Origin of the sequence: Agrobacterium sp. ICMP 6402 (assembly GCF_009498615.1) — a bacterium.
Classification (GTDB): Bacteria; Pseudomonadota; Alphaproteobacteria; order Rhizobiales; family Rhizobiaceae; genus Agrobacterium; species Agrobacterium burrii.
In genome coordinates this window covers 101,142-121,360 of sequence record NZ_QSNV01000005.1, presented here as the reverse complement: position 1 = coordinate 121,360, position 20,219 = coordinate 101,142, and the positions used below count along the sequence as shown (strand labels likewise).

At 59.0% G+C, this 20,219-nt stretch carries 23 protein-coding genes; 4 read left to right on the top strand and 19 right to left on the bottom strand.

The features are described 5' to 3' along the window. The 14 genes from DXT96_RS15560 to rplU all read right to left on the bottom strand — a co-directional run bounded on the left by DXT96_RS15560 (position 1) and on the right by rplU (position 12,307). Positions 1-513, bottom strand: a complete 513-nt coding sequence (locus DXT96_RS15560; protein ID WP_153515450.1) for an RNA pyrophosphohydrolase — start codon at positions 511-513, stop codon at positions 1-3. Between the two features lie 56 nt (positions 514-569). Next, positions 570-1,769: a divergent polysaccharide deacetylase family protein gene (locus DXT96_RS15555; protein WP_153515592.1), complete on the bottom strand. Its 1,200-nt coding sequence runs from the start codon at positions 1,767-1,769 to the stop codon at positions 570-572. 165 nt (positions 1,770-1,934) lie between these two features. Next, positions 1,935-3,263, bottom strand: a complete 1,329-nt coding sequence (locus DXT96_RS15550; protein ID WP_153515449.1) for a S41 family peptidase — start codon at positions 3,261-3,263, stop codon at positions 1,935-1,937. Next, on the bottom strand, positions 3,253-4,650 hold the full coding sequence (locus tag DXT96_RS15545) for a murein hydrolase activator EnvC (RefSeq protein WP_149900404.1): 1,398 nt from the start codon (positions 4,648-4,650) through the stop codon (positions 3,253-3,255). Before DXT96_RS15545 ends, DXT96_RS15550 begins: the two co-directional genes overlap by 11 nt. A gap of 159 nt (positions 4,651-4,809) precedes the next feature. Continuing rightward, entirely contained in the window at positions 4,810-5,292 is a 483-nt protein-coding gene (gene rlmH / locus DXT96_RS15540; RefSeq protein ID WP_149900403.1) for a 23S rRNA (pseudouridine(1915)-N(3))-methyltransferase RlmH, read from the bottom strand. 157 nt (positions 5,293-5,449) lie between these two features. Next, on the bottom strand, positions 5,450-5,896 hold the full coding sequence (rsfS, locus tag DXT96_RS15535; RefSeq protein WP_174374386.1) for a ribosome silencing factor: 447 nt from the start codon (positions 5,894-5,896) through the stop codon (positions 5,450-5,452). A 93-nt stretch (positions 5,897-5,989) separates the two neighbouring features. Further along, entirely contained in the window at positions 5,990-6,613 is a 624-nt protein-coding gene (locus DXT96_RS15530; protein ID WP_174374324.1) for a nicotinate-nucleotide adenylyltransferase, read from the bottom strand. Positions 6,614-6,615: 2 nt separating this feature from the next. Next, on the bottom strand, positions 6,616-7,902 hold the full coding sequence (locus tag DXT96_RS15525; RefSeq protein WP_174374325.1) for a glutamate-5-semialdehyde dehydrogenase: 1,287 nt from the start codon (positions 7,900-7,902) through the stop codon (positions 6,616-6,618). Continuing rightward, entirely contained in the window at positions 7,895-9,064 is a 1,170-nt protein-coding gene (gene proB, locus DXT96_RS15520; RefSeq protein ID WP_153515447.1) for a glutamate 5-kinase, read from the bottom strand. Before proB ends, DXT96_RS15525 begins: the two co-directional genes overlap by 8 nt. Then, the gene (gene obgE, locus DXT96_RS15515) at positions 9,061-10,131 is read right to left on the bottom strand and encodes a GTPase ObgE (protein WP_149900400.1); all 1,071 of its coding nucleotides are present in this window, start codon (positions 10,129-10,131) and stop codon (positions 9,061-9,063) included. Before obgE ends, proB begins: the two co-directional genes overlap by 4 nt. A gap of 200 nt (positions 10,132-10,331) precedes the next feature. Then, positions 10,332-10,922 carry a GNAT family N-acetyltransferase gene (locus DXT96_RS15510; RefSeq protein ID WP_149900399.1) on the bottom strand — a complete coding sequence of 197 codons (591 nt, stop codon included), beginning with the start codon at positions 10,920-10,922 and terminating at the stop codon, positions 10,332-10,334. Further along, complete coding sequence (locus DXT96_RS15505; protein ID WP_153515446.1) at positions 10,919-11,551, bottom strand: GNAT family N-acetyltransferase; 633 nt, start codon at positions 11,549-11,551, stop codon at positions 10,919-10,921. The genes DXT96_RS15510 and DXT96_RS15505 overlap by 4 nt, the downstream gene beginning before the upstream one ends. Positions 11,552-11,682: 131 nt before the next feature. After that, entirely contained in the window at positions 11,683-11,952 is a 270-nt protein-coding gene (gene rpmA, locus DXT96_RS15500) for a 50S ribosomal protein L27 (RefSeq protein ID WP_149900397.1), read from the bottom strand. 40 nt (positions 11,953-11,992) lie between these two features. Then, positions 11,993-12,307 carry a 50S ribosomal protein L21 gene (gene rplU, locus DXT96_RS15495; RefSeq protein WP_149900396.1) on the bottom strand — a complete coding sequence of 105 codons (315 nt, stop codon included), beginning with the start codon at positions 12,305-12,307 and terminating at the stop codon, positions 11,993-11,995. Between the two features lie 331 nt (positions 12,308-12,638). On the opposite strand from rplU, the gene DXT96_RS15490 reads away from it, so the two are divergent. Continuing rightward, the gene (locus DXT96_RS15490; RefSeq protein ID WP_046799659.1) at positions 12,639-13,079 is read left to right on the top strand and encodes a metallopeptidase family protein; all 441 of its coding nucleotides are present in this window, start codon (positions 12,639-12,641) and stop codon (positions 13,077-13,079) included. A gap of 30 nt (positions 13,080-13,109) precedes the next feature. On the opposite strand, the gene DXT96_RS15485 is transcribed toward DXT96_RS15490, so the two are convergent. Together DXT96_RS15485 and DXT96_RS15480 are read right to left on the bottom strand one after the other, a co-directional pair. After that, positions 13,110-13,316: a DUF1737 domain-containing protein gene (locus DXT96_RS15485; RefSeq protein WP_149900395.1), complete on the bottom strand. Its 207-nt coding sequence runs from the start codon at positions 13,314-13,316 to the stop codon at positions 13,110-13,112. Then, positions 13,313-14,224, bottom strand: coding sequence for a CoA ester lyase (locus tag DXT96_RS15480; protein WP_153515445.1), 912 nt, complete (start codon positions 14,222-14,224; stop codon positions 13,313-13,315). Before DXT96_RS15480 ends, DXT96_RS15485 begins: the two co-directional genes overlap by 4 nt. A 109-nt stretch (positions 14,225-14,333) precedes the next feature. Here DXT96_RS15480 and DXT96_RS15475 point away from each other — a divergent pair, with 109 nt between their 5' ends. The 3 genes from DXT96_RS15475 (at position 14,334) to leuB (ending at position 16,664) form a co-directional block, all read left to right on the top strand. After that, positions 14,334-14,564, top strand: a complete 231-nt coding sequence (locus DXT96_RS15475; protein WP_065114389.1) for a hypothetical protein — start codon at positions 14,334-14,336, stop codon at positions 14,562-14,564. Between the two features lie 163 nt (positions 14,565-14,727). Continuing rightward, a complete protein-coding gene (leuD, locus tag DXT96_RS15470; RefSeq protein ID WP_149900394.1) occupies positions 14,728-15,333 on the top strand; it encodes a 3-isopropylmalate dehydratase small subunit in 606 nt (201 codons plus the stop codon). 218 nt (positions 15,334-15,551) lie between these two features. Beyond that, on the top strand, positions 15,552-16,664 hold the full coding sequence (gene leuB / locus DXT96_RS15465; RefSeq protein WP_153515444.1) for a 3-isopropylmalate dehydrogenase: 1,113 nt from the start codon (positions 15,552-15,554) through the stop codon (positions 16,662-16,664). Here leuB and DXT96_RS15460 read toward each other — a convergent pair. From DXT96_RS15460 to cobA, 3 genes are all read right to left on the bottom strand, one after another. Then, positions 16,645-17,895, bottom strand: a complete 1,251-nt coding sequence (locus DXT96_RS15460; RefSeq protein ID WP_153515443.1) for a cytochrome-c peroxidase — start codon at positions 17,893-17,895, stop codon at positions 16,645-16,647. The genes leuB and DXT96_RS15460 overlap by 20 nt on opposite strands. Positions 17,896-18,110: 215 nt before the next feature. Further along, complete coding sequence (locus DXT96_RS15455; protein ID WP_153515442.1) at positions 18,111-19,427, bottom strand: cobyrinate a,c-diamide synthase; 1,317 nt, start codon at positions 19,425-19,427, stop codon at positions 18,111-18,113. Further along, the gene (cobA, locus tag DXT96_RS15450; RefSeq protein WP_153515441.1) at positions 19,424-20,212 is read right to left on the bottom strand and encodes a uroporphyrinogen-III C-methyltransferase; all 789 of its coding nucleotides are present in this window, start codon (positions 20,210-20,212) and stop codon (positions 19,424-19,426) included. The genes DXT96_RS15455 and cobA overlap by 4 nt, the downstream gene beginning before the upstream one ends. Between the last annotated feature and the right edge of the window lie 7 nt (positions 20,213-20,219).

Sequence of the window (20,219 nt, the reverse complement as noted above, 5' to 3'; positions counted from 1 at the left end):
TTACTTGCCGGAGAGGTGCCGGAACTCTGCGACCACCTGCTCGTAGACCGCGCGCTTGAATGGCACGATCAAATCCGGAAGGCTTTCCATCGGCTTCCAGCCCCAGGCATCAAATTCAGCCGTGTGGCCCGTTGGCGGTGGGTCGATCTGGATTTCACTTTCATCGCCTTCGAAGCGGAAAGCGAACCAGCGCTGCGCCTGCCCGCGATATTTTCCCCTTAGACCGATGCCGATCAGTTCGGGCGGCAGATCGTAGTTGATCCAGTCACTCGCTTCCGCAAGCAAAGTCACCGTCTTCATTCCAGTTTCTTCGTAAAGCTCACGAATGGCGGCCGTCAAAGGCCGCTCGCCATCATCGATACCGCCCTGCGGCATCTGCCACAATTGCGGTGAGCCGTCATATTCGGAATTACCTTCGCTGATGCGTCGACCGGCCCAGACAAGGCCTTCGGCGTTGAGAACCATTATTCCCGCACAGGGGCGATAAGGCAAATCTTCTGCTTTGATTGTCATGGGAAACCCGCATTGCTGAGCGCCGCAAAGGCGCATGAAATAGCCGTGCAGAAGGTTTACTGCCCCGCCTGCTGCGAAACAAGCGCAGAAACGCCAACGATCTCGATACCGCGCCCACCGGCTTCCCGCGACCATTTGGAAATCGCGGCGATGCTTTCGTCGAAAGCCGAAGCCACACCAATCGCCTGACCGTTGCGGCGTGCAATTCGCTCCAGCTCATCCAGCTTGCGCAGGATGGCGCTTTCAGTCACTTCACCATCGAGCAGAACATCCGCAAAACCCTGCGGCGCGGAGATCGCCTTGGCAATCCCACCGCTCAACGACTGTGCCGATGAAGCATCATCCAGAAACAGCAACCCGCGCTTGCCGATATCGCGCATCACCGGCTCCAGCGCCGCCTGTTCAGCGAGGAAACGCCCGCCAAGATAGTTCATGATGCCGGTATAATTGGTGATTTTCGCCATGGAGCGATGCAGCCGGTCGATGTTGACCTTTGCAGGATCGCCGGCCAGCAGCGTGTCCGCTCCGGGATTGGTGCCGGGATAACCGAAAGGCTCCAGCGGTATCTGCAGAAGGATTTCATGGCCCTCGCGACGCCCTTCCTGCATCCAGCGCTGCAGGCTATTGCCGCTCGCGGCAAAACCAAGCGTCACCTCCGGCGGCAGATCCCGGATCGCCTTTTGCGAACCCGTCTGGCTGAGGCCGAGGCCGCCGACGACGATCGCCACCCGGGTGCCACGCGCACCCGACCAGGGCCTCGCATATTGCTCCATTGGCCGCAGGCCATCGGTGCCAACGACCGGCAGCCTTCCGAAAGCGGACTCTTCCAGCAACTCTTCATTGGGACGAGTGGCCATGCGCGGGTCCTGACCATAGGTCTGGCCACTCATCAGCACCGGCCCGTTGGCATCGCGGGGCCTCGGAGAATAGACCGATACGACATTGCCGTCCGGCATGGTTTCCCGGTTGATATTGGCGCCGGAGCGGCCGCTTTCCGGTTTCAGGCCGGCCGTCCCAGCAAAACCGACCCCATCGACAGCCGCCGTTTCAGGCGTGCTTTGGGGCCGCTGTAGCTGAAGATCTGGCCCCAACGCCGTCTTCTGCAGGTTGCCTGGCGAAAGCGCCGTATAGACGGAGAGCCCGCCGATTGAGAAAACCGCAAGCACGGACAAAACCATAATGACGGAAAAGCGCCGGTTGATGCCGACGCTTTTTTTCTGACGACCCAGAAGCGGTTTTCGCAGGTCCGAAGGCAATGAACGGTCCGTCCAAACGGTCAAGGCATGTCACGCAAAACTATGCGGCGGTTTGCGATAACGACATGCAAAAAAACAGGGACTTAAAGCAAAAGCAGCGAATCTGGAAATCGCGACCCGCTTTAAGCAATCGAAAAAATGCGCCGGCTGGCCGGCGCATCTATCTTACTGCTTGTTGACCACAGCCTTGTCCGGATTCGGCGGGAAAGACGGATCGGTCTTGCTGCCGCGCAGCAAATCCAGCGCATAGTTGAGCTGGATATCGTCCTTGGCTTCCGGCGGAACATAGGCGGAGGAACCCGATCCTTCGTCGGTTTCGCTCTGGCCCTTGATGTGGCCGGAAAGACCGGATTCGCCTTCGGTGGTCACCTTACCCTGCAATTCCGGCGGCAACGGCTGTTCCACCTTGATGTCAGGCGCGATGCCCGTGCCCTGGATCGATTTGCCCGACGGCGTGTAATAAAGCGCCGTGGTCAGACGCAACGCACCGGCCTCGCCGAGCGGAATGATCGTCTGGACGGAACCCTTGCCAAAGGAACGCGTGCCGACAACGGTGGCACGACGCAGATCCTGCAGCGCACCTGCGACGATTTCCGAGGCCGAGGCCGAACCGCCATTAACGAGCACGATCACCGGCTTGCCGTCGGTCAGATCTCCCGCCGTCGCGTTGAAGCGGCGGGTCTCATCCGGATTGCGGCCGCGGGTCGAAACGACTTCGCCACGTTCAAGGAAGGCATCGGAGACATTGATCGCCTGATCGAGCAGACCGCCGGGGTTGAGGCGCAGATCGAGAACGTACCCCTTCAGCTTGTCTGCCGGTACGTCCGCCTTGATCTTCTTGATCGCCTTTTCGAGATCGTCATAGGTCTTCTCGGTAAAGGAGATGACGCGCAGATAACCGACATTGTCGCCCTCGACGCGGGACTTGACCGCGCGAACGGCAATGACATCACGCACAACGGTGATGTCGAGCGGCTTGTCGGCACCCTGACGAATAACCGTCAGCTTGATAGGCGTCTTGACCGCACCGCGCATCTTTTCGACAGCCTGCTCCAGCTTGAGGCCGCGAACCGGTGTACCGTCAATTTCCGAAATGAAGTCGCCAGCAAGAATACCCGCGCGGGAAGCCGGCGTATCATCCATCGGCGAGATGACCTTGACCAGTTCGTTTTCCATGGTCACTTCGATGCCGAGACCGCCGAACTCACCCTTGGTCTGGGTGCGCATGTCGGTGGCATCCTTGGCATTCATGAAGCTGGAATGCGGATCGAGCGAGCTGAGCATGCCGTTAATGGCATTTTCCACCAGCTTTTCGTCATCCGGCGGCGTCACATATTGCGCGCGCACGCGCTCGAACACGTCGCCGAATATCGACAACTCCTTATAGGTCGAAGGCCCGGCCGCCTGTGCCGGCATGCTCGCCGAATAAATCACGCTCATCGCCGTGGCGCCCATAAGCCCACCGATAAGGAGAAGCGAAACCTTACGAATCATTGTGCGCCCTTCCGGTATTTTTTGCGGTCCACCAAGGTTGGGAATCAACCGGCACACCATCTTTCCTGAACTCAATGTAGAGCGTTGGCCGGTCGGTTTCCAGCGCCAATGCTGCTGCACTCGCTACTCTTTTTGCACCCATGGAGGCGATAGGCTCTCCGGAGAACACAAACATTCCCTGCCGTGTCCTCACATTGTCCATGCCCGTCATCACCACGTGATATCCATCACCCGTATTGAGGATGATCATCCGGCCGTAACTGCGAAAATCTCCGGCAAACACCACAAAGCCGTCTGCAGGCGCCGTCACGATGGCTTCCGGTCCGCTCGCGACGACAATTCCCTTGGAAAAGTGGCCAGTACCGTCAGCATCGCCAAAGCGCCGAAGCACCTCGCCCGCAACCGGAACCTCCAGCTTACCCTTCAAACTCGCGAAGGGATATGCGGGCGCAATGCGGTTTTTATCGGGCATTCCAGCCGCCGCTGCGGCACGCTCCTTTTCACGTTCTGCTTCCGAAAGACGGGCCACGCGCTGCTCTTCCGCCCGCGCCCTTTCCATTGCTTCCCGCACTGAGGTGATCTCGCCTTCGAGCGAGCTGACCAGACCTTCAAGACTGGTTGCCTTGCCCGCAAGCTCCTCGGATCGCTTGCGTTCCGCCTCCAGCTCAGCCGCAGTCTGTGTATTTCTACGGTCATTTTCGGCAAGCAGCAGGTCGAGGCGTTTTTCCTCTTCCAGACTTGCCGTCATCATACCCGTAAGATCGTCCTTTTCGCGAGCGATTGCCTGCCTCAGATCAGTCAATTCTTTGAGAGCGGAAACCAGCTTGTCGGTTTCACCGCGAATACCCGGAACGACGGCACCAAGAAGAATGGCGCTGCGCACGGAGGCAAGTGCATCCTCCGGCGAAACGAGAAGGGCAGGTGGCGGGTTTCTACCCATGCGCTGCAATGCGGCCAGAACCTCCGCCAGCACCCCGCGCCTTTCACGTAACGACGCTTTGACGCCGTCCTCTCGAACGGAAAGTTTGGCGAGGCGATCCTCACCGTCGCTGATCTTGGTTTCCAATGCCTTGCGCCGGGCAGCAGATGCGATCAGCTCTTCCCGGATACGGGCGCTGTCCTGATTGAGGGAAGCAATGCTTTCCTCAAGATTGCGGGTCTTGTCCTCCGAAAGGCCGATACTGTCGACCAATTCCTCCAGATCCTGGCGGTTCTGGTCACGACGGTTTTCCAGTGTCTGCAGTTCGTCCGGCGATGAATCGCCGTTCTCGGCCGGAGCCGCGCCCGCATCGTCTCGCGAATAGCCTGGACCGGCCCCAATGACGAAAGCAGCAATAACCGCACCCGCAAGGGCAGCGCGCTGTTTTCGTTGAGACCTCTTGTCCATTTGAACTTTCTTTGATGCCGAAGCAGAAGCACTGATATTAGGGATTTTGCTGCGATCTTCCAAGAGGCCTGAAAGAGGACAACGGCAAAGGCGTCTGCGCCTTTTCGTGTCGCGGAGCTTCATGTTGAAATTGAGACGATTTTTACACCAAAAACCCGCTCAAACCCGATGATACGGGTGACCGGAAAGAATGGTGACGGCGCGGTAAAGCTGTTCGGCGATCAGGATGCGAACGATCTGATGCGGCCATGTAAGCTTGCCAAGATTGAGAACGGCCGCCGCCCTGTCGTAAAGAGCGGGATCGAGACCGTCAGCCCCGCCAATGGCAATGATGAGGTCGCGCTTGCCGCTGTCGCGCAGGTCGCCAAAAAACGTGGCGAAAGCCGGACTGTCCAGCGCCTTGCCGCGCTCGTCGAGAAGCACCAGCACCGCACCGTCGGCCAGATGCTTTTCCAGCATCGCCGCTTCTTCGCGCTTGCGTGTCTCCGCATTCGACGCCCGACTTTCAGCAACCTCGATCACCCGCGAAAACTCCAGCCCGATTGCCGGGCCGGTCTTGGCAAGACGCTCGATATAACGGGTCGCAAGATCCTTTTCAGGGCCGGATTTAAGCCGTCCCACCGCAAAAATCGAAATCCGCATCGCAAACCTGTGACTGTCGTGACAAACAGGGTCACGCTCTTAACAGCATAGCTTGCGGATTCCTATGCGGCCGGTTCGATTTCCGGCCAGAGACATCGTACCGAAGTCAGATATGACCTTCGGCAAACACGATGCACTCGATCAAAGGCTCACCGCATCAATGCAGCGTTTCTTCCGGCATATCCGGCGTCGCCCACATTTTTTCAATGTTGTAGAAGGCGCGGATTTCCGGACGGAACACATGAACGATGACATCGCCGGCATCGATCAGCACCCAGTCGCCGGTCTCCAGACCTTCGACGCGGGCGTTGCCGAACCCCTCATCCTTCATATCCTTGAGAAGATGCTCGCAGATCGCCGAGACATGCCTGTTCGATCGCCCGGAGACTACAACCATATAGTCCGCAAGCGCCGATTTTCCGGCAATGTTGAGAGATACGATATCTTCAGCCTTGGAGTCCTCGAGGCTCGCGAGGACGGTTTCGAGGGAATGATCGGCGGCATCGTCGCCACTGTCCTGGCCCTTCGGGATAGCAACAAATGCTTTTCCCTTGCTGTGTACTGTTGTCAGAGGTTTTCCCTTTCCAAGAATGACAAAACAGATACTGGGCGACGCGATTCTCTGCGTCGCTTTATAAAGGTGGCATCAAAGCATTAACTTTTCAAGATATGGACCCTTCAACGACCGCCGCATACATCATTTGTGATTATTGCGCAGTGCCGTGGAGCTGAGCGTCGAACGCGGACCGTGGATGAAGACCCAGGCGGGAGCCCGTTTTTTCCATAAAACCCCCGCATCGTCCTCGTCTATCCGCGCCTGGCTGAAAGCCTGCGCCATGGTGGAAGAAAGATAGGACAGGGTGGAACCCGGCCGGTCGATCACCGCAATCGGAAAGGTCTCGGCAATCTCTCGCCATTTCTGCCAGCGGTGGAAGCTTTTCAGATTGTCGGCCCCCATGATCCAGATGAAGCGAACATGCGGATTTTTCGCCTTCACCTTGGCAAGCGTATTGGCCGTATAGCTGATGCCCAGTGATTTTTCGAAGGCCGTTACCTTAATGCGCGGATCGCTGACAAGCTTTTCGCAGGCAGCGATGCGGTCCTCCAGAGATGCCAGTTCTGAGCGGCTTTTCAGCGGATTGCCGGGCGTGACCATCCACCAGAGCTGGTCGAGACCCAAGCGGCGCAGCGCGATCTCGGCCACCAGCGCATGGCCGGCATGCGGCGGATTGAAAGAGCCGCCGAACAGGCCGACGACCATGCCGCGCTCCGCATGCGGCATGGTGAGATAACGTCGGTCAAGGCGCTTCTCAATCGGCAAGATCAGGTCCGTGTCTGGCCGGTGCCATGCACACGGTATTTGAACGAAGTGAGCTGCTCGACGCCAACCGGGCCGCGCGCATGCATCTTGCCGGTGGCGATGCCGATTTCCGCACCCATGCCGAATTCACCGCCATCGGCAAATTGCGTCGAGGCATTATGCAGCAGAATGGCCGAATCGAGTTCGTTGAAGAAACGCTCGACCACTTGAGGGTCTTCGGCGATCACCGCCTCGGTATGGTTGGAGGAATAGGTGCCGATATGATCGATCGCACCTGAAATACCGTCCACCACGGCAACCGAAATGATCGCATCGAGATATTCGGTGCGCCAGTCCTCTTCCGTCGCGGCCTTCAGGCCCTCAACCATATTACAAACCGCCTGCGAACCGCGCACCTCGCAACCGGCTGCGATCAAGTCATTGACGAGCGGCGCGAGATGCGTGGAAATAGCAGCGGCATCGACCAACAGGGTTTCGGCCGCGCCACAAATGCCGGTGCGGCGCATCTTGGCATTGACGACGATACGCTTTGCCATATCGAGATCGGCCGAGGCATCGACATATATATGGCAGATGCCTTCCAGATGCGCAAAGACCGGCACGCGCGCTTCCGATTGCACCCGGGCAACCAGGCTTTTGCCGCCGCGCGGTACAATCACATCGACAGTGCCGTTCAATCCACCCAAAAGCGCGCCGACGGCGGCGCGGTCCGTCACCGGCACCAGCTGGACGGCATGTTCGGGCAGACCGGCAATCTTCAAACCTTCCACGAGGCAGGCATGGATAGCGCGCGATGAATGTTGTGAATCCGAACCGCCGCGCAGGATAACGGCATTACCCGCCTTCAAGCAGAGCGCGCCGGCATCCGCCGTCACATTCGGGCGGCTTTCGTAGATAACACCGATCACGCCGAGCGGCGTGCGCACGCGCTCGATCTTCAGCCCATTCGGACGATCCCAGGCGGCGATAACTTCGCCAACCGGATCGGCCAGCGCCGCAACCGAGCGGATGCCTTCGGCAATGCCGGCAATCCGCGCCTCGTTGAGTGTGAGCCTGTCGACGAAAGACGCTGCAAGCCCGGCAGTATCCGCCGCCGCCAGATCTTTCTTATTGGCGGCAAGGATCACATCCCTCGATGCCTCGATAGCGGAGGCCATGGCAAGAAGCGCGCGGTTCTTCTGGTCCGTCCCTGCAATGGACAACGGTCGCGAAGCAGCTTTTGCCTGAGCGCCGATGGTCATCATCAGCGCGTCAATATCATGGCTCTGCTTCACGGCCTGTTCAGGCATGGACCTCATCCTTTTTTGCATGTTTCACTTTGACGGCAGCGCCGGTCATGACGAGATCGTCACGATGGATCATCGCCGCACGGCCGACATAACCGAGGATAGCCTCGATCTCATTGGACTTGTGGCCGATAATGAGACGCGCCTCTTCCGCATCGTAGCCCGCAAGACCGCGCGCGACCTCCCGCCCTTCGACACCGATAATGGCGATTGCATCGCCGCGCCCAAAATTGCCCTTCACCACCTTTACGCCGGCGGGAAGCAGGCTTTTTCCGGCATAAAGAGCTTTTTCCGCACCCGCATCCACATGGATTTCGCCGGCCGGCTGCAATTGCCCGGCAATCCAGGTCTTGCGCGCCGTCACCGGCGTGCCCGATGGCGCAAACCATGAGGAACGAGCGCCGTTTTCGATCGCCTTCAGCGGATTGAGCGTCTTGCCGGAGGCGATGATCATGCCGCAGCCGGCAGCCGTCGCGATCTTGCCCGCATCGATCTTGGTTCGCATGCCGCCGCGCGAAAGCTCGGAAGCCGCACCGCCTGCCATGGCTTCGATATCGGGGGTGATGTGGGTAATCGTCTCGAGAAATTTCGCATCCGGATCGAGATGCGGCGGAGCGGTATAAAGCCCGTCAATGTCCGACAGCAGCACCAGTAGATCCGCACCCGTCATGGTCGCCACGCGTGCAGCCAGACGGTCATTGTCGCCATAACGGATTTCGGTGGTCGCCACGGTATCATTTTCATTGATGATCGGAATGGCGCCGATCTTCAGCAACTGGTTGATGGTGGCGCGCGCATTGAGATAACGGCGGCGCTCTTCGGTATCGGAGAGCGTCAGCAGAATCTGGCCGGCGACGATCTCATGCCGCGACAGGCTTTCAGACCATGCCCGTGCCAGAGCAATCTGGCCGACAGCCGCAGCCGCTTGGCTCTCTTCCAGCTTCAACGCACCGGAGGGCAGGCCAAGCACGGTGCGGCCAAGCGCGATAGCGCCCGAAGACACGACCTGGACATCCGCGCCGTTTTTCTTAAGCGCAGCGATATCCTCACAGATGGCATCCAGCCAGTCTTTCTTCAGACCGGTTTTCCGATCCACCAGCAGCGCCGACCCGATCTTGATGACGACCCGGTGGTGGCTTGCCAGCGGCTTGCGCGTCAGGCTCATAGGCGGTCGTCCTCTTCCTCGGCCTCGCTATCCTCATGCAACATCGACCGGTCGGGAAGGGCGGTTTCGCCGCCATTGCTTGCCGAAACGATGATGTCGCGAAGCGCACGCAGGGCTTCCGTCATGCCAATATGAGCGGCAGCGGATAACAGCAGCGGCGGACGGCCACAGGCCTTTTCCAGTTCCTTGGCCTTTTTCTTCAACTCTTTTTCATCGAGCACGTCGATCTGCGACAGCGCTACGATTTCCGGCTTCTCGGTCAACCCGCCGCCATAGGCGTCAAGTTCGGCCTTGACCGTCTTATAGGCCTTACCGACCTTTTCTTCCTGTGCGGAGACGAGATGCAGCAACACACGGGTGCGCTCCACATGGCCGAGGAACCGGTCGCCGATGCCGACGCCCTCATGCGCACCTTCGATCAGGCCGGGAATGTCGGCCAGCACGTATTCTCGGTCATCGATGGTGGCGACGCCGAGGTTCGGATGCAGGGTGGTGAAGGGATAGTTGGCGATCTTCGGCCGCGCACGGGTGACCGTCGCGAGGAACGTGGATTTACCCGCATTCGGCAGACCGACAAGACCGGCATCCGCAATCAGCTTCAGCCGCAACCAGAGGGTCTTTTCTTCACCGGCAAGGCCCGGATTGGCATGGGTTGGCGCCTGATTGGTGGACGACTTGAAATAGGCATTGCCGAAACCGCCATTGCCGCCGGCGGCAAGACGAAAGCGCTGACCTTCCTTGGTCAGGTCCATGATCAGCGTTTCATTGTCTTCCTCGAAAATCTGGGTACCGACAGGCACTTTCAGCACCACATCGGAACCCTTGGCACCGGTGCGGGTCTTGCCCATGCCGTGCTGCCCTATCGAGGCCTTGAAATGCTGCTGGAAACGAAAGTCGATCAGGGTGTTAAGGCCGTTGACGACCTCCACCCAGACATCGCCGCCGCGGCCGCCATCGCCACCGTCAGGTCCGCCGAATTCGATGAATTTTTCACGCCTGAAGGACACGGCGCCCGCGCCGCCGTCACCGGACTTGATATAGATTTTTGCTTCATCGAGAAATTTCATCGGATTGCCGTTCTGTCAGCTTGTGGCGCAACCTGAAGCGATGCCGGCCAAAGTGCCTTGCGATATCGCGTTACGCATTGCGGTAAAAAGTTCTGTCGTTTCGAATACAAGCGCTTTCCCACAACGTCAAAGACTATCGTGAAGCAAGCACCAAAGCGGGACAAGGCCGGTTTACGATGAAACCGGCCTTGTATTGATTGTCAGCGGCGCGGCGGAATGAAATCTTCTGCCGTGATCACCGTATCGATATGCGCCACCATGGCGGCGCGCGCCGTGGCGTAGATCTGGTGGCAGCCGGTCACCCGGAAGCCGAGTTTCTCCTGCACACGCAGCGAAGCGGGATTATCCGCAAACACGCCGGAATGAACAACCACTCCGGGCATGCGGCGGAAAAACCGTTCGACCACGGCGGCCACCGCCTCGGTCATGTAACCCTTGCCCCAGTAAAAGCGGTTCAGCCAGTAGCCGAGATGCCACTCGCCGTGCCGCAATTCGACGGAGACGACGCCGATGAGCGTATCGTCACCACTGGTGATGGCGAAATCCCAATCGGGCAGGGTGCCTGATGTGCGCAACACCAGCCATTCCAGCGCGTCCTGCCTGTGATAGGGCGCAGGAACACGGGCCAGCATCCTGGTCACGGCAAAATCGCCAAGCGATTCCGCAATGCTGCCGGCATCGGAAAGCCGCTGCGGACGCAGCACCAGACGTGAGGTCTCGATGGTCGGGCAGGGGCCGGGCGGCGCGGCCGTCGCGCCAGTCCGGCGGCGGGTAAGGTCGAGCGTGCTCATCCCATGTCCCCCCAGCTCTTCAGCGAAACCCAGGTCTTGCGATCCAGCCTGTACCATTCGACCGGCACCATGCCGCCCAGCGCCAGCGAGCCGATCATGCCGGAACCCTGAAACTGGAAGCCGCACTTCTGGATGACGCGCCGCGACGGGATGTTGGTAACCCGGCAGCGGGCATCGATATGGTCGATTTCGCGCGTGCGGAAGGCCATGTCGATCAGCGCATGCGCAGCTTCCGTCATATAGCCCCGGTTCCAGTAGGGTTCCCCTAGCCAGTAACCGATCTCCAGCGTCTTTTCGTCTTCCTGCGGTTCAAGCGCGCAGCAGCCCAGGAACTCGCCATTGTCCATGCGGGTAATTGCATAGACGCACTTGCCAATCTCGCCAGCTTTGGAGCGTCGCACAAAATCCGCGGCGTCTTTGGCCGTGTAAGGGTGCGGCATACGCGACACCATGGTCGCGATATTGGCATTGTTGGCAAGATGGGCAAGGGCGTCGATGTCTTCTTCGTGAGGCGTGCGTAAAACCAGCCTCTGCGACAGTAAAACGGGGCAATCGCTCCTCGACCGATCGGGCCTCGGCCGCTCTTCGGGTGACCGTGATTGGTCGACCCTTAACAATTCAGCTTGCATGGTTCAGTCCCTCCATGAGGTAAAAGAAAAAGGGGAGTTGGGTGGTGCCCCATCTCCCCTGTTTTCTTGACTGAACCTGATACGTCTCAGCCGGGTCGATGGGACACCGGCTGCATATGACGCTTACCGGCTTATTCTGCGGCTTCCGCTTTCGGAGCCACGGATACGAACACGCGGCCATTGGCCTTCGCGCGGAAGTTCACGTTACCTGCGGTCAGCGCAAAAATCGTGTGGTCCTTGCCGATGCCGACATTGGCGCCCGGATGCCACTGCGTGCCGCGCTGACGCAGAATAATATTGCCTGGAATGACGGCTTCGCCGCCGAACTTCTTCACGCCAAGGCGCTTGGATTCGGAATCGCGACCGTTACGCGAGGAACCGCCAGCTTTTTTGTGTGCCATTGGAGTTCTCCTTTAAACCTTGTTTCCCGTGTCGCGCCGATCAGGCAGCAACGATGTCCGTGATGCGGACGACAGTGTGATGCTGACGATGGCCGCGCGAACGCTTGGAGTTCTGGCGACGACGCTTCTTGAAGGCGATGACCTTCTTGCCGCGATTGTGCTCGACAACTTCAGCCTTGACGATAGCGCCCTTAACGAAGGGAGCACCGAACGCGGCGTCGGCACCTTCGCCGATCACGAGAACTTCGGTGAATTCTACAGTTGCGCCTGCTTCTGCTTCCAGCTTTTCGATGGTCAGCACGGAGTCGGCCGCTACGCGGTACTGCTTACCGCCGGTCTTGATGACTGCGAACATTTTTTATCCTTTCATGTTCGTTCCGGCTCTGCCCGCCAAAGCAAGCTCGCCGTCTTTTTATCAGTCGGAATTTGGTAGAAACCCGTCGGGACAGAATGTCCCTTTGAATGTCTGCCGGTGAAGCCGCCTTTGAGGGGCGGAATAAATCGAAGGCGGACTACGCCATCAATTTGGGTGCCGATTACGCGAGACGCCAGTTTATGTCAAGATGACGACGGCTTGAAAAGTAACTGTAACGCCAAGAATTTCATGCTTTTTTGGCGGGTGCAGCAGTCAGGTCTCGAAATTTGCGCAGCAAGTGTTTATATGGGCCTACCAACAAGGAGCAGAAATGGCCCGCATAGACCAGACCGACGATTGGCGGGACCGCCATGCGCCGACAATTTCCGCCTTCGAGTCGCTTGCGATCGAGGCATATGGCCACCTGCCAGAAGAATTCCGCGCCTTAACGAAGGATCTCATCATCGAGATCGCGGATTTTCCGACCGACGAAGTATTCGAGGACATGGCGCTCGAAACCCCGTTCGATCTTCTCGGATTGTTCGAGGGGCGCGGCATCTCCGAGCGTTTCACCATGGAAACCGGCGAGATGGTAAACCGCATCACGCTTTATCGCCGCCCCATTCTCGATTATTGGGCCGAGAACGAGGAAACGCTTGGCGACATCATCACCCATGTTCTCATCCACGAAATCGGCCATCATTTCGGCCTGTCGGATGACGACATGGAGCGGATCGAGGAAAGCGCCGACGAGGCCGCTGCGGAGCGATAGCCCCGCAGACTCTGCCTGGCGGCAACGCTCTTATTGCTCGCCGAGCTTCATATCCGGATGGTACTCCTTGCCCTCGACCGACTTGGTCACGGCCTGGCCGCAATGCATGACGCCACTTGCGGCGTTAAAGGCATAGCTCGGAGAGCCGGCAAGTTCCCAGCCCTTGTTCAGCGCCTCGGTAACCCGGTGACAGAATTTCGAGTCATCAGGACCGGTTATGAAACGATAGACCTTCACGTCTTTTCTGCCTTTCTTTGGGCGATGATATCGGCCATGGCGACCAGCCTTTCGGCCTCAACCACATGCAGCCGTTCGATCATCCGCCCGTTCATGTTGATGACGTTCAATTCCACAGATTCCGGTTTTGCGAAAGCGGCAATAATCTCGCGAGCTTCCGCAACCGCCGCCTCATCCGGGCCGAAATGCCGGTTGGCCGGCTCGATCTGGGCCGGGTGGATCAGCATCTTGCCGTCAAAACCCATGGCGCGACCCTGTTCGCATTCGACCTGAAAAGCCGCAATATCGCGAAAATCATTGGAGACGCTGTCAATGACATCGAGGCCATAAGCCCGGGCGGCGAGCACCACCTGCATCATCCAGGGCACGAGATAGGCGCGCCCGGGCAAAGCCGGAACACGGGTTTCCTTGCGGAGATCGTTGAGGCCGATGACGAAAGCGGCAAGCCGGGCATCCGGTGTGTGGGCGGCATCGGCAATCGACGCAGCATTGAGGACACCGAGCGGCGTTTCGATCATAGCCCAGATTTTCATAGCCTGCGGCGCGTCCGCCTCCGCCAGAAGGTCGGCCACGTCATTGATATCGGCGGGCTGCTCCACCTTCGGCAGAAGAACCGCATCCGGCCGGCAGGACAGCACGAGCTGCAAATCTGCCTTCCCGTCCGGAGTGGAGAGCGGGTTGATGCGGATAATCACCTCGCGCCCGGCAAAGGGTGCCTCTAAAAACAGTTTTTCGAGATTTTCCCGCGCCTTGCCCTTCATGTCGGGCGCGACTGAATCCTCAAGATCAAGGATCACGCCGTCGCAATCGAGATCGCGGATTTTTTCAAGCGCCCTGACATTGATGGCCGGAACCGACAGCAGCGAACGGCGCGGTCTCACAAGAATATTTTCGGAAAAATTGACCATGCCGCACTTGTGTCAAGCTTTTGTGACATCTGCAAGCTGACAATCCACTGAATCCTCTTGCAAGCCGGAAGAAGAAGGCCCACATTCGTCTGGAAAGAAAGGTTGAATCATGCAAGGCATCCGTTCATTTTTCATCGCCGCATCCGGCATCGCAATTCTGGCGATGGCCGCTCTTTTCACGGCGTCGCTCACAGTCGCTTTTATCGGCGTGCTCGCCGTTCTCAGTGCTGCCCGTATGCTTTCCGCGCGCCTGAAACCGGCTCCCATTCCGGTCAAGCCCCGCAACCAGCGCGACATGCGCGTCTGGAACGATGGCAAAGGCACGATTATCGATCTCTGAGGTCGTTTAATCCGGTCAAAATGCCATTGCGACACACGCAGCGTACCGAAGAACGCGGGTTTGCGCTTCTAAAGCGCTAAGTTTTGCAGTATTTCCCGAGAAAGAACATCCGGCAGGCTCTGCCCGCGCCGGATTTGTTCAAGGGAAACACGGGAAGCGACAGATGGAAAAATTCACCAAGCTGACGGGCGTTGCAGCGCCCATGCCGGTGGTCAATATCGACACCGATATGATCATTCCGAAAGACTATCTGAAAACCATCAAGCGCACGGGCCTTGGCAAGGGCCTTTTCGCCGAGTCGCGTTATCTTGAGGACGGCTCGCCCAACCCCGATTTTGTGCTGAACAAGCCCGCTTACCAGAACGCCCAGATTCTGGTCGCCGGCGACAATTTCGGCTGCGGCTCCTCGCGCGAACACGCGCCATGGGCGCTTCTCGATTTCGGCATCCGCTGCGTGATCTCCACCAGCTTCGCCGACATTTTCTACAATAACTGTTTCAAGAACGGCATCCTGCCTGTTGTCGTCAGCCCCGAGAACCTCGAAAAGCTGCTTGATGACGCCTCGCGCGGATCGAATGCCGTTCTGTCCATCGATCTGGAACGCCAGGAAATCAGCGGCCCCGATGGCGGCACGATCACCTTCGAGATCGATGAATTCAAACGCCATTGCATGCTGAACGGCCTCGACGACATTGGCCTAACCATGGAGCATGCCGGCGCCATCGACACGTTCGAGAAGGCAAACGCCTCGGTTCGCCCCTGGGCCTGACCACATTTCCGCCCTTCAAAAAAGCCGATCCCGTACAAAACCGTACCGGATCGGCTTTTGCTTTGCTTGAAAAGCCCTTGAGGCGGAGATAAGAAGCCCTCGATCCTGTCCAGCTGGCGATACGACCTGACTGGGACGGAAACGAGTTTGACGCCGCGCTCGCCGCAATCGAAAACCCTTCATGATGTTTTCCGGCGCGCCGCCCAAGGAGGGTTCTCATGACAGTCCGTTCGCTTTTCCTGCTGCCCGGTGACGGTATCGGCCCTGAAGCCATGACTGAGGTCCGCAAGCTGATCGATTATATGAACAGCGCGCAAAATGCCGGCTTCACCGTTTCGGAAGGCCTTGTCGGCGGTTCGGCTTACGACGCCCATGGCGTAGCGATTTCCGACGCGGATATGGAAAAGGCGCTTGCCGCGGATGCGATCCTGTTCGGCGCCGTCGGCGGCCCGAAGTGGGATGGCGTTCCCTACGAACATCGCCCGGAAGCCGGCCTCTTACGCCTGCGCAAGGACCTCGAACTCTTCGCGAACCTGCGCCCCGCCATCTGCTACCCCGCGCTCGCCGCCGCTTCCTCGCTGAAGCCGGAGCTGGTTGAAGGCCTCGATATCCTCATCGTTCGCGAACTGACCGGCGGCGTCTATTTCGGCGAACCGAAGCAGATCATCGATCTCGGCAACGGCCAGAAGCGCGGCATCGACACGCAGATTTATGACACTTTCGAGATCGAACGCATCGCCGGCGTCGCTTTCGAACTGGCCCGCACCCGCGACAACCGCGTCTGCTCGATGGAAAAGCGCAACGTCATGAAATCAGGCGTTTTGTGGAACCAGGTCGTCACCGAAACCCACGCCGCCAAATACAGGGACGTTCAGCTGGAACACATGCTGGCGGACGCCGGCGGCATGCAGCTGGTGCGCAAACCCAAGCAGTTCGACGTGATCGTGACCGACAACCTCTTTGGCGACATGCTCTCCGACGTTGCTGCGATGCTCACCGGCTCGCTCGGCATGCTGCCTTCGGCCTCGCTTGGCGCACCGGACGCCAAGACCGGCAAGCGCAAGGCCATGTATGAGCCGGTTCACGGCTCGGCCCCTGATATCGCCGGCAAGGGCATCGCCAACCCCATCGCCATGATCGCCTCCTTCGCCATGTGCCTGCGCTATTCGTTCAACATGGTGGATGAGGCGACGAAGCTCGAAACGGCAATCGCCAACGTGCTGGACAAGGGCATCCGCACCGCCGACATCATGGCCGATGGTAGCCGCCAGGTCAGCACCTCTGAAATGGGTGACGCGGTTCTCGCTGAATTCAAGGCGCTTTCGGCGTAACGCTCACCGAAACCGGCTGGGCAGGCGGCACCGCCGTCTGCCCTTCTTCCTTCGGGAGAAGATGCTCGTAGCGCCTGTCGGTCAGCGTCTTCAGAAATGCGACGATGGCATCCACCCGCTTGTCATCCAGCGCCGGCGCAGATGTCAGTTCCGTCATGGCGATATTCTCAGGCACCTCCGGCACATCCCATGTCTTGCCAGTTTCCGGGTTGATCTGACGGCTGGGCTTCTTGCTCTTATATTTCACGTAAAACAGCACCACCGTGCGTAAATCCCGAAACACGCCATTGTGCATATAAGGACCGGTAACCGCGACGTTGCGCAACGTCGGCACCTTGAATTTTCCACGCTGAGCCGGATCACCGGCCACTTCAGGATTTTGCGCCAAACCCAGATCGACCGCATCCGGCCTCGAACCATTTACGGCCCTGACCGCCATATTGGCGGGAACACCGATATTGAAATATTTGTGGTTGGTGAAGAGGCCGTCTTCTAGACCCTTGGCACCACGGATTTCATGGCAGGTATTGCAATTGGTGAATTGCGTCGAGGAGATCAGAACTCGGCCCAGCTCCTCCTGATCGGTCAGCTGTTCCTCGCCCCGCAGAAAGCGGTCGTACTTGGAATCGAAGGTTGAGAATTCATCCGAGCGCTCGAAGCTCGCCAGCGCCTTGGTCATCGCGGCATAGGCGGTCTCATCGCTCTGGAAGACATCATTGCCGAACTGTGTGCCGAATGCTGCGACATAATCCGGGTTTTCCCTGAGCCGTTTTACGACAGAGGCTTTGTCCGGCATGCCCATTTCAAGCGGATTGAGCGGCGGGCCGCCCGCCTGATCTTCCAGCAGCGAGGCCCGGCCATCCCAGAACTGCCCGCCGACATACTCACCCGCCGCATTTTTGCCGAAAGGCGGCGTGAACCGGGCATAGGCTGCCGTCGGCGCATTGCGGTCACCCAGCGAGATGCCGTCATCACCCAGCGACACATCCCGCCCAACCTTCTCGCTCTCGCGTGCATCGGAAAAACCGGAAGCCTGCATATGGCAGGTGGAGCAGGCCATGGTGCGGTTCATCGAAAGATTGGGATCATCAAATAGCGCTGCGCCCAGCTTTTCCAGCGTCGCATAGTCTTCGCCGCCATGGGCGGACATGCCGTTGATCCCCCCATCGAAGGGAGCCAGCAGAATGGATGCAGCAAGAGCGGCAGAGAGAAAAATTCGGGGCTTTATCATCGGTAGGCACGCTCGGGACAAAATGCGCGATAGCAGGCTCGGGCCGGAAAATATGAAGCAGCTTTCAAGCCGACCACACTTCCCGGAACATGGATCGCAGGAGCTATTTCCGCTTTTCCGTGTTCCCTGACGCGATCTATAGCACTTTCCCATGGCGAGAGCCTACAAACTTTCGCAGCTTGCTCCACTTTGCCGCACCACTGCGAAAACCCCGGTCAACCGCCTCTCGCGATGGCATGGAAGAAGGTGCCAGAGACGAAACCCCTTCTACCACCCGATGGCCCGAGCAGACGGCCCTGCCCATCGGCGATCTGGGCAAAAGGCTCATCACGGCCGGGATCGGTGACCCGCGCATAATGAAACTCATGGCCACGCAGAACATCGCCCGCCGCACCCAGCGGCCCGCTCGCTGCAATCATCGCCTGCCGGTAACCTAGGTTCATCTTACGCGTTGCAAAACTGGTGGCATGCGACAGAAGCCCGGTCATGGCGTGGGTTACCCCATCAGCATCTTCAAGCGCCTCGCCGAGCACCATGTAACCGCCACACTCACCATGCACCGGCTTCGTCGCGGCAAAACGGGTAAGACCGGCCTTGAAATCACCCGCATCGGCAAGTTTTCCGGCAAAAAGCTCGGGATACCCGCCCGGCAACCAGCAAATATCACAGCTCTCGTCAGGCGCCTGATCAGCCAGCGGCGAAAATGGCACGATTTCGGCCCCGGCCGCATGCCAATGGTTCTTGAGATGCGGATAAAGGAAGGTGAAAGCCGCATCCTCAGCCAGCGCGATGCGCTGGCCGGGTGGTGCAATCGCCGCCGAAACCGAACCCGAAGGCACATTCACCGGCGCGGCGAGTGAAAGCAAGGCGTCGAGATCTATGGATTTTTCCATTGCATCCGCCAGCCGTTCTATATGGGCATCGATTTCCGGATGTTCGCTGGCCTGAACCAGCCCCAGATGCCGCTCCGGCAAGATGAGCGACGGATCGCGCAGGACACAGCCGGCAACGGGAAGGCCGATTTTTTCGATGGCTTCCGTGCACAGGGTCCGGTGCCTTTCGCTACCGGCCCGGTTCAGCACCACTGCCGCCATGGTGACATCAGGATCGTAATGGGCAAAACCATGGGCGACAGCGGCCGCCGTCTGCGACTGGCCCGACACATCCAGCACCAGCAGCACGGGAATGCCAAACAGCCGCGCCAGATCCGCCGCCGAACCCGTGCGGTTTTCCGCCACCGGAATGCCGTCGAACAGGCCCATGGCGCTTTCGATCAGAATGAGTTCCGCATCCTCGGTTTGCTGTGAAAACAGATGACGCAGCAAATCCGGCTGCATGGCCCAGCTATCCAGATTGAGACCGGGCGTGCCGGTGGCGAAGGCGTGGAAACCGGGGTCGATATAATCCGGCCCGGTCTTGATCCCCCGCACCTTGATGCCACGCCGGGCAAAGGCCCTGAGCAGGCCGATGGTCACGCTGGTCTTGCCCGACCCCGAACGCGGCGCACCGATGATGATCGCCCGAGCCGTCATGAACCGACCCCACCGAGACGGCTTCGCATCGAAACGATCTCGCCGATGACGATCAAAGCCGGCGCTTCGAAATTTTCCCGCTTTGCATCGTCAGCTATGCTTTCCAGCGTTCCAATAAAGATGCGCTCCTGCTCCGTCGTCGCCGACATGATGACCGCAACTGGCGTCGTGCCCGAACGTCCGCCCTGCATCAGAAGTGCAGCAATCGACCCTATATTCTTCAACCCCATGTAAACGACAATGGGTTCCTGTGTTTTCGCCAGCGCCAGCCAGTCGAGATCCTCTTCGGTGCCCGCCGCATGGCCGGTGGCAAGCGTCACGGCGCGGCTGATGCCGCGCATGGTGGCGGGAATGCGCGCCGAAGCAAGCGCGGCGAGCGACGAGGTCATGCCCGGCAGGATCCGGAAGGGAATGCCGGCTCCGACAAGCGCCTCCGCCTCTTCGCCACCGCGCCCGAAAATGAAGGGATCGCCACCTTTCAGCCGCAGCACCTTCTTACCCTGCCGTGCAAAATCGATCAGGGAGGCGGTAATGTCGTCCTGCGTCGCCGAGGGCTTGCCGCCCCGCTTGCCGGCAAAGACGATTTCGGCCTGTGGACCAAGAGACACAACGTCATCGCTTACCAGTGCATCGCGCACGATAATATCGGCCTGAGAAAGCGCCAGCGCCACTTCCAGCGTCAGATAACGTACATCGCCCGGCCCTGCGCCCGCGAGCCAGACGTGACCGGCCTCAAAGACCGGGCCTTTTGCGGCAATGCTGTTCAAAATCTGCGGTATCGACATTCTCTTG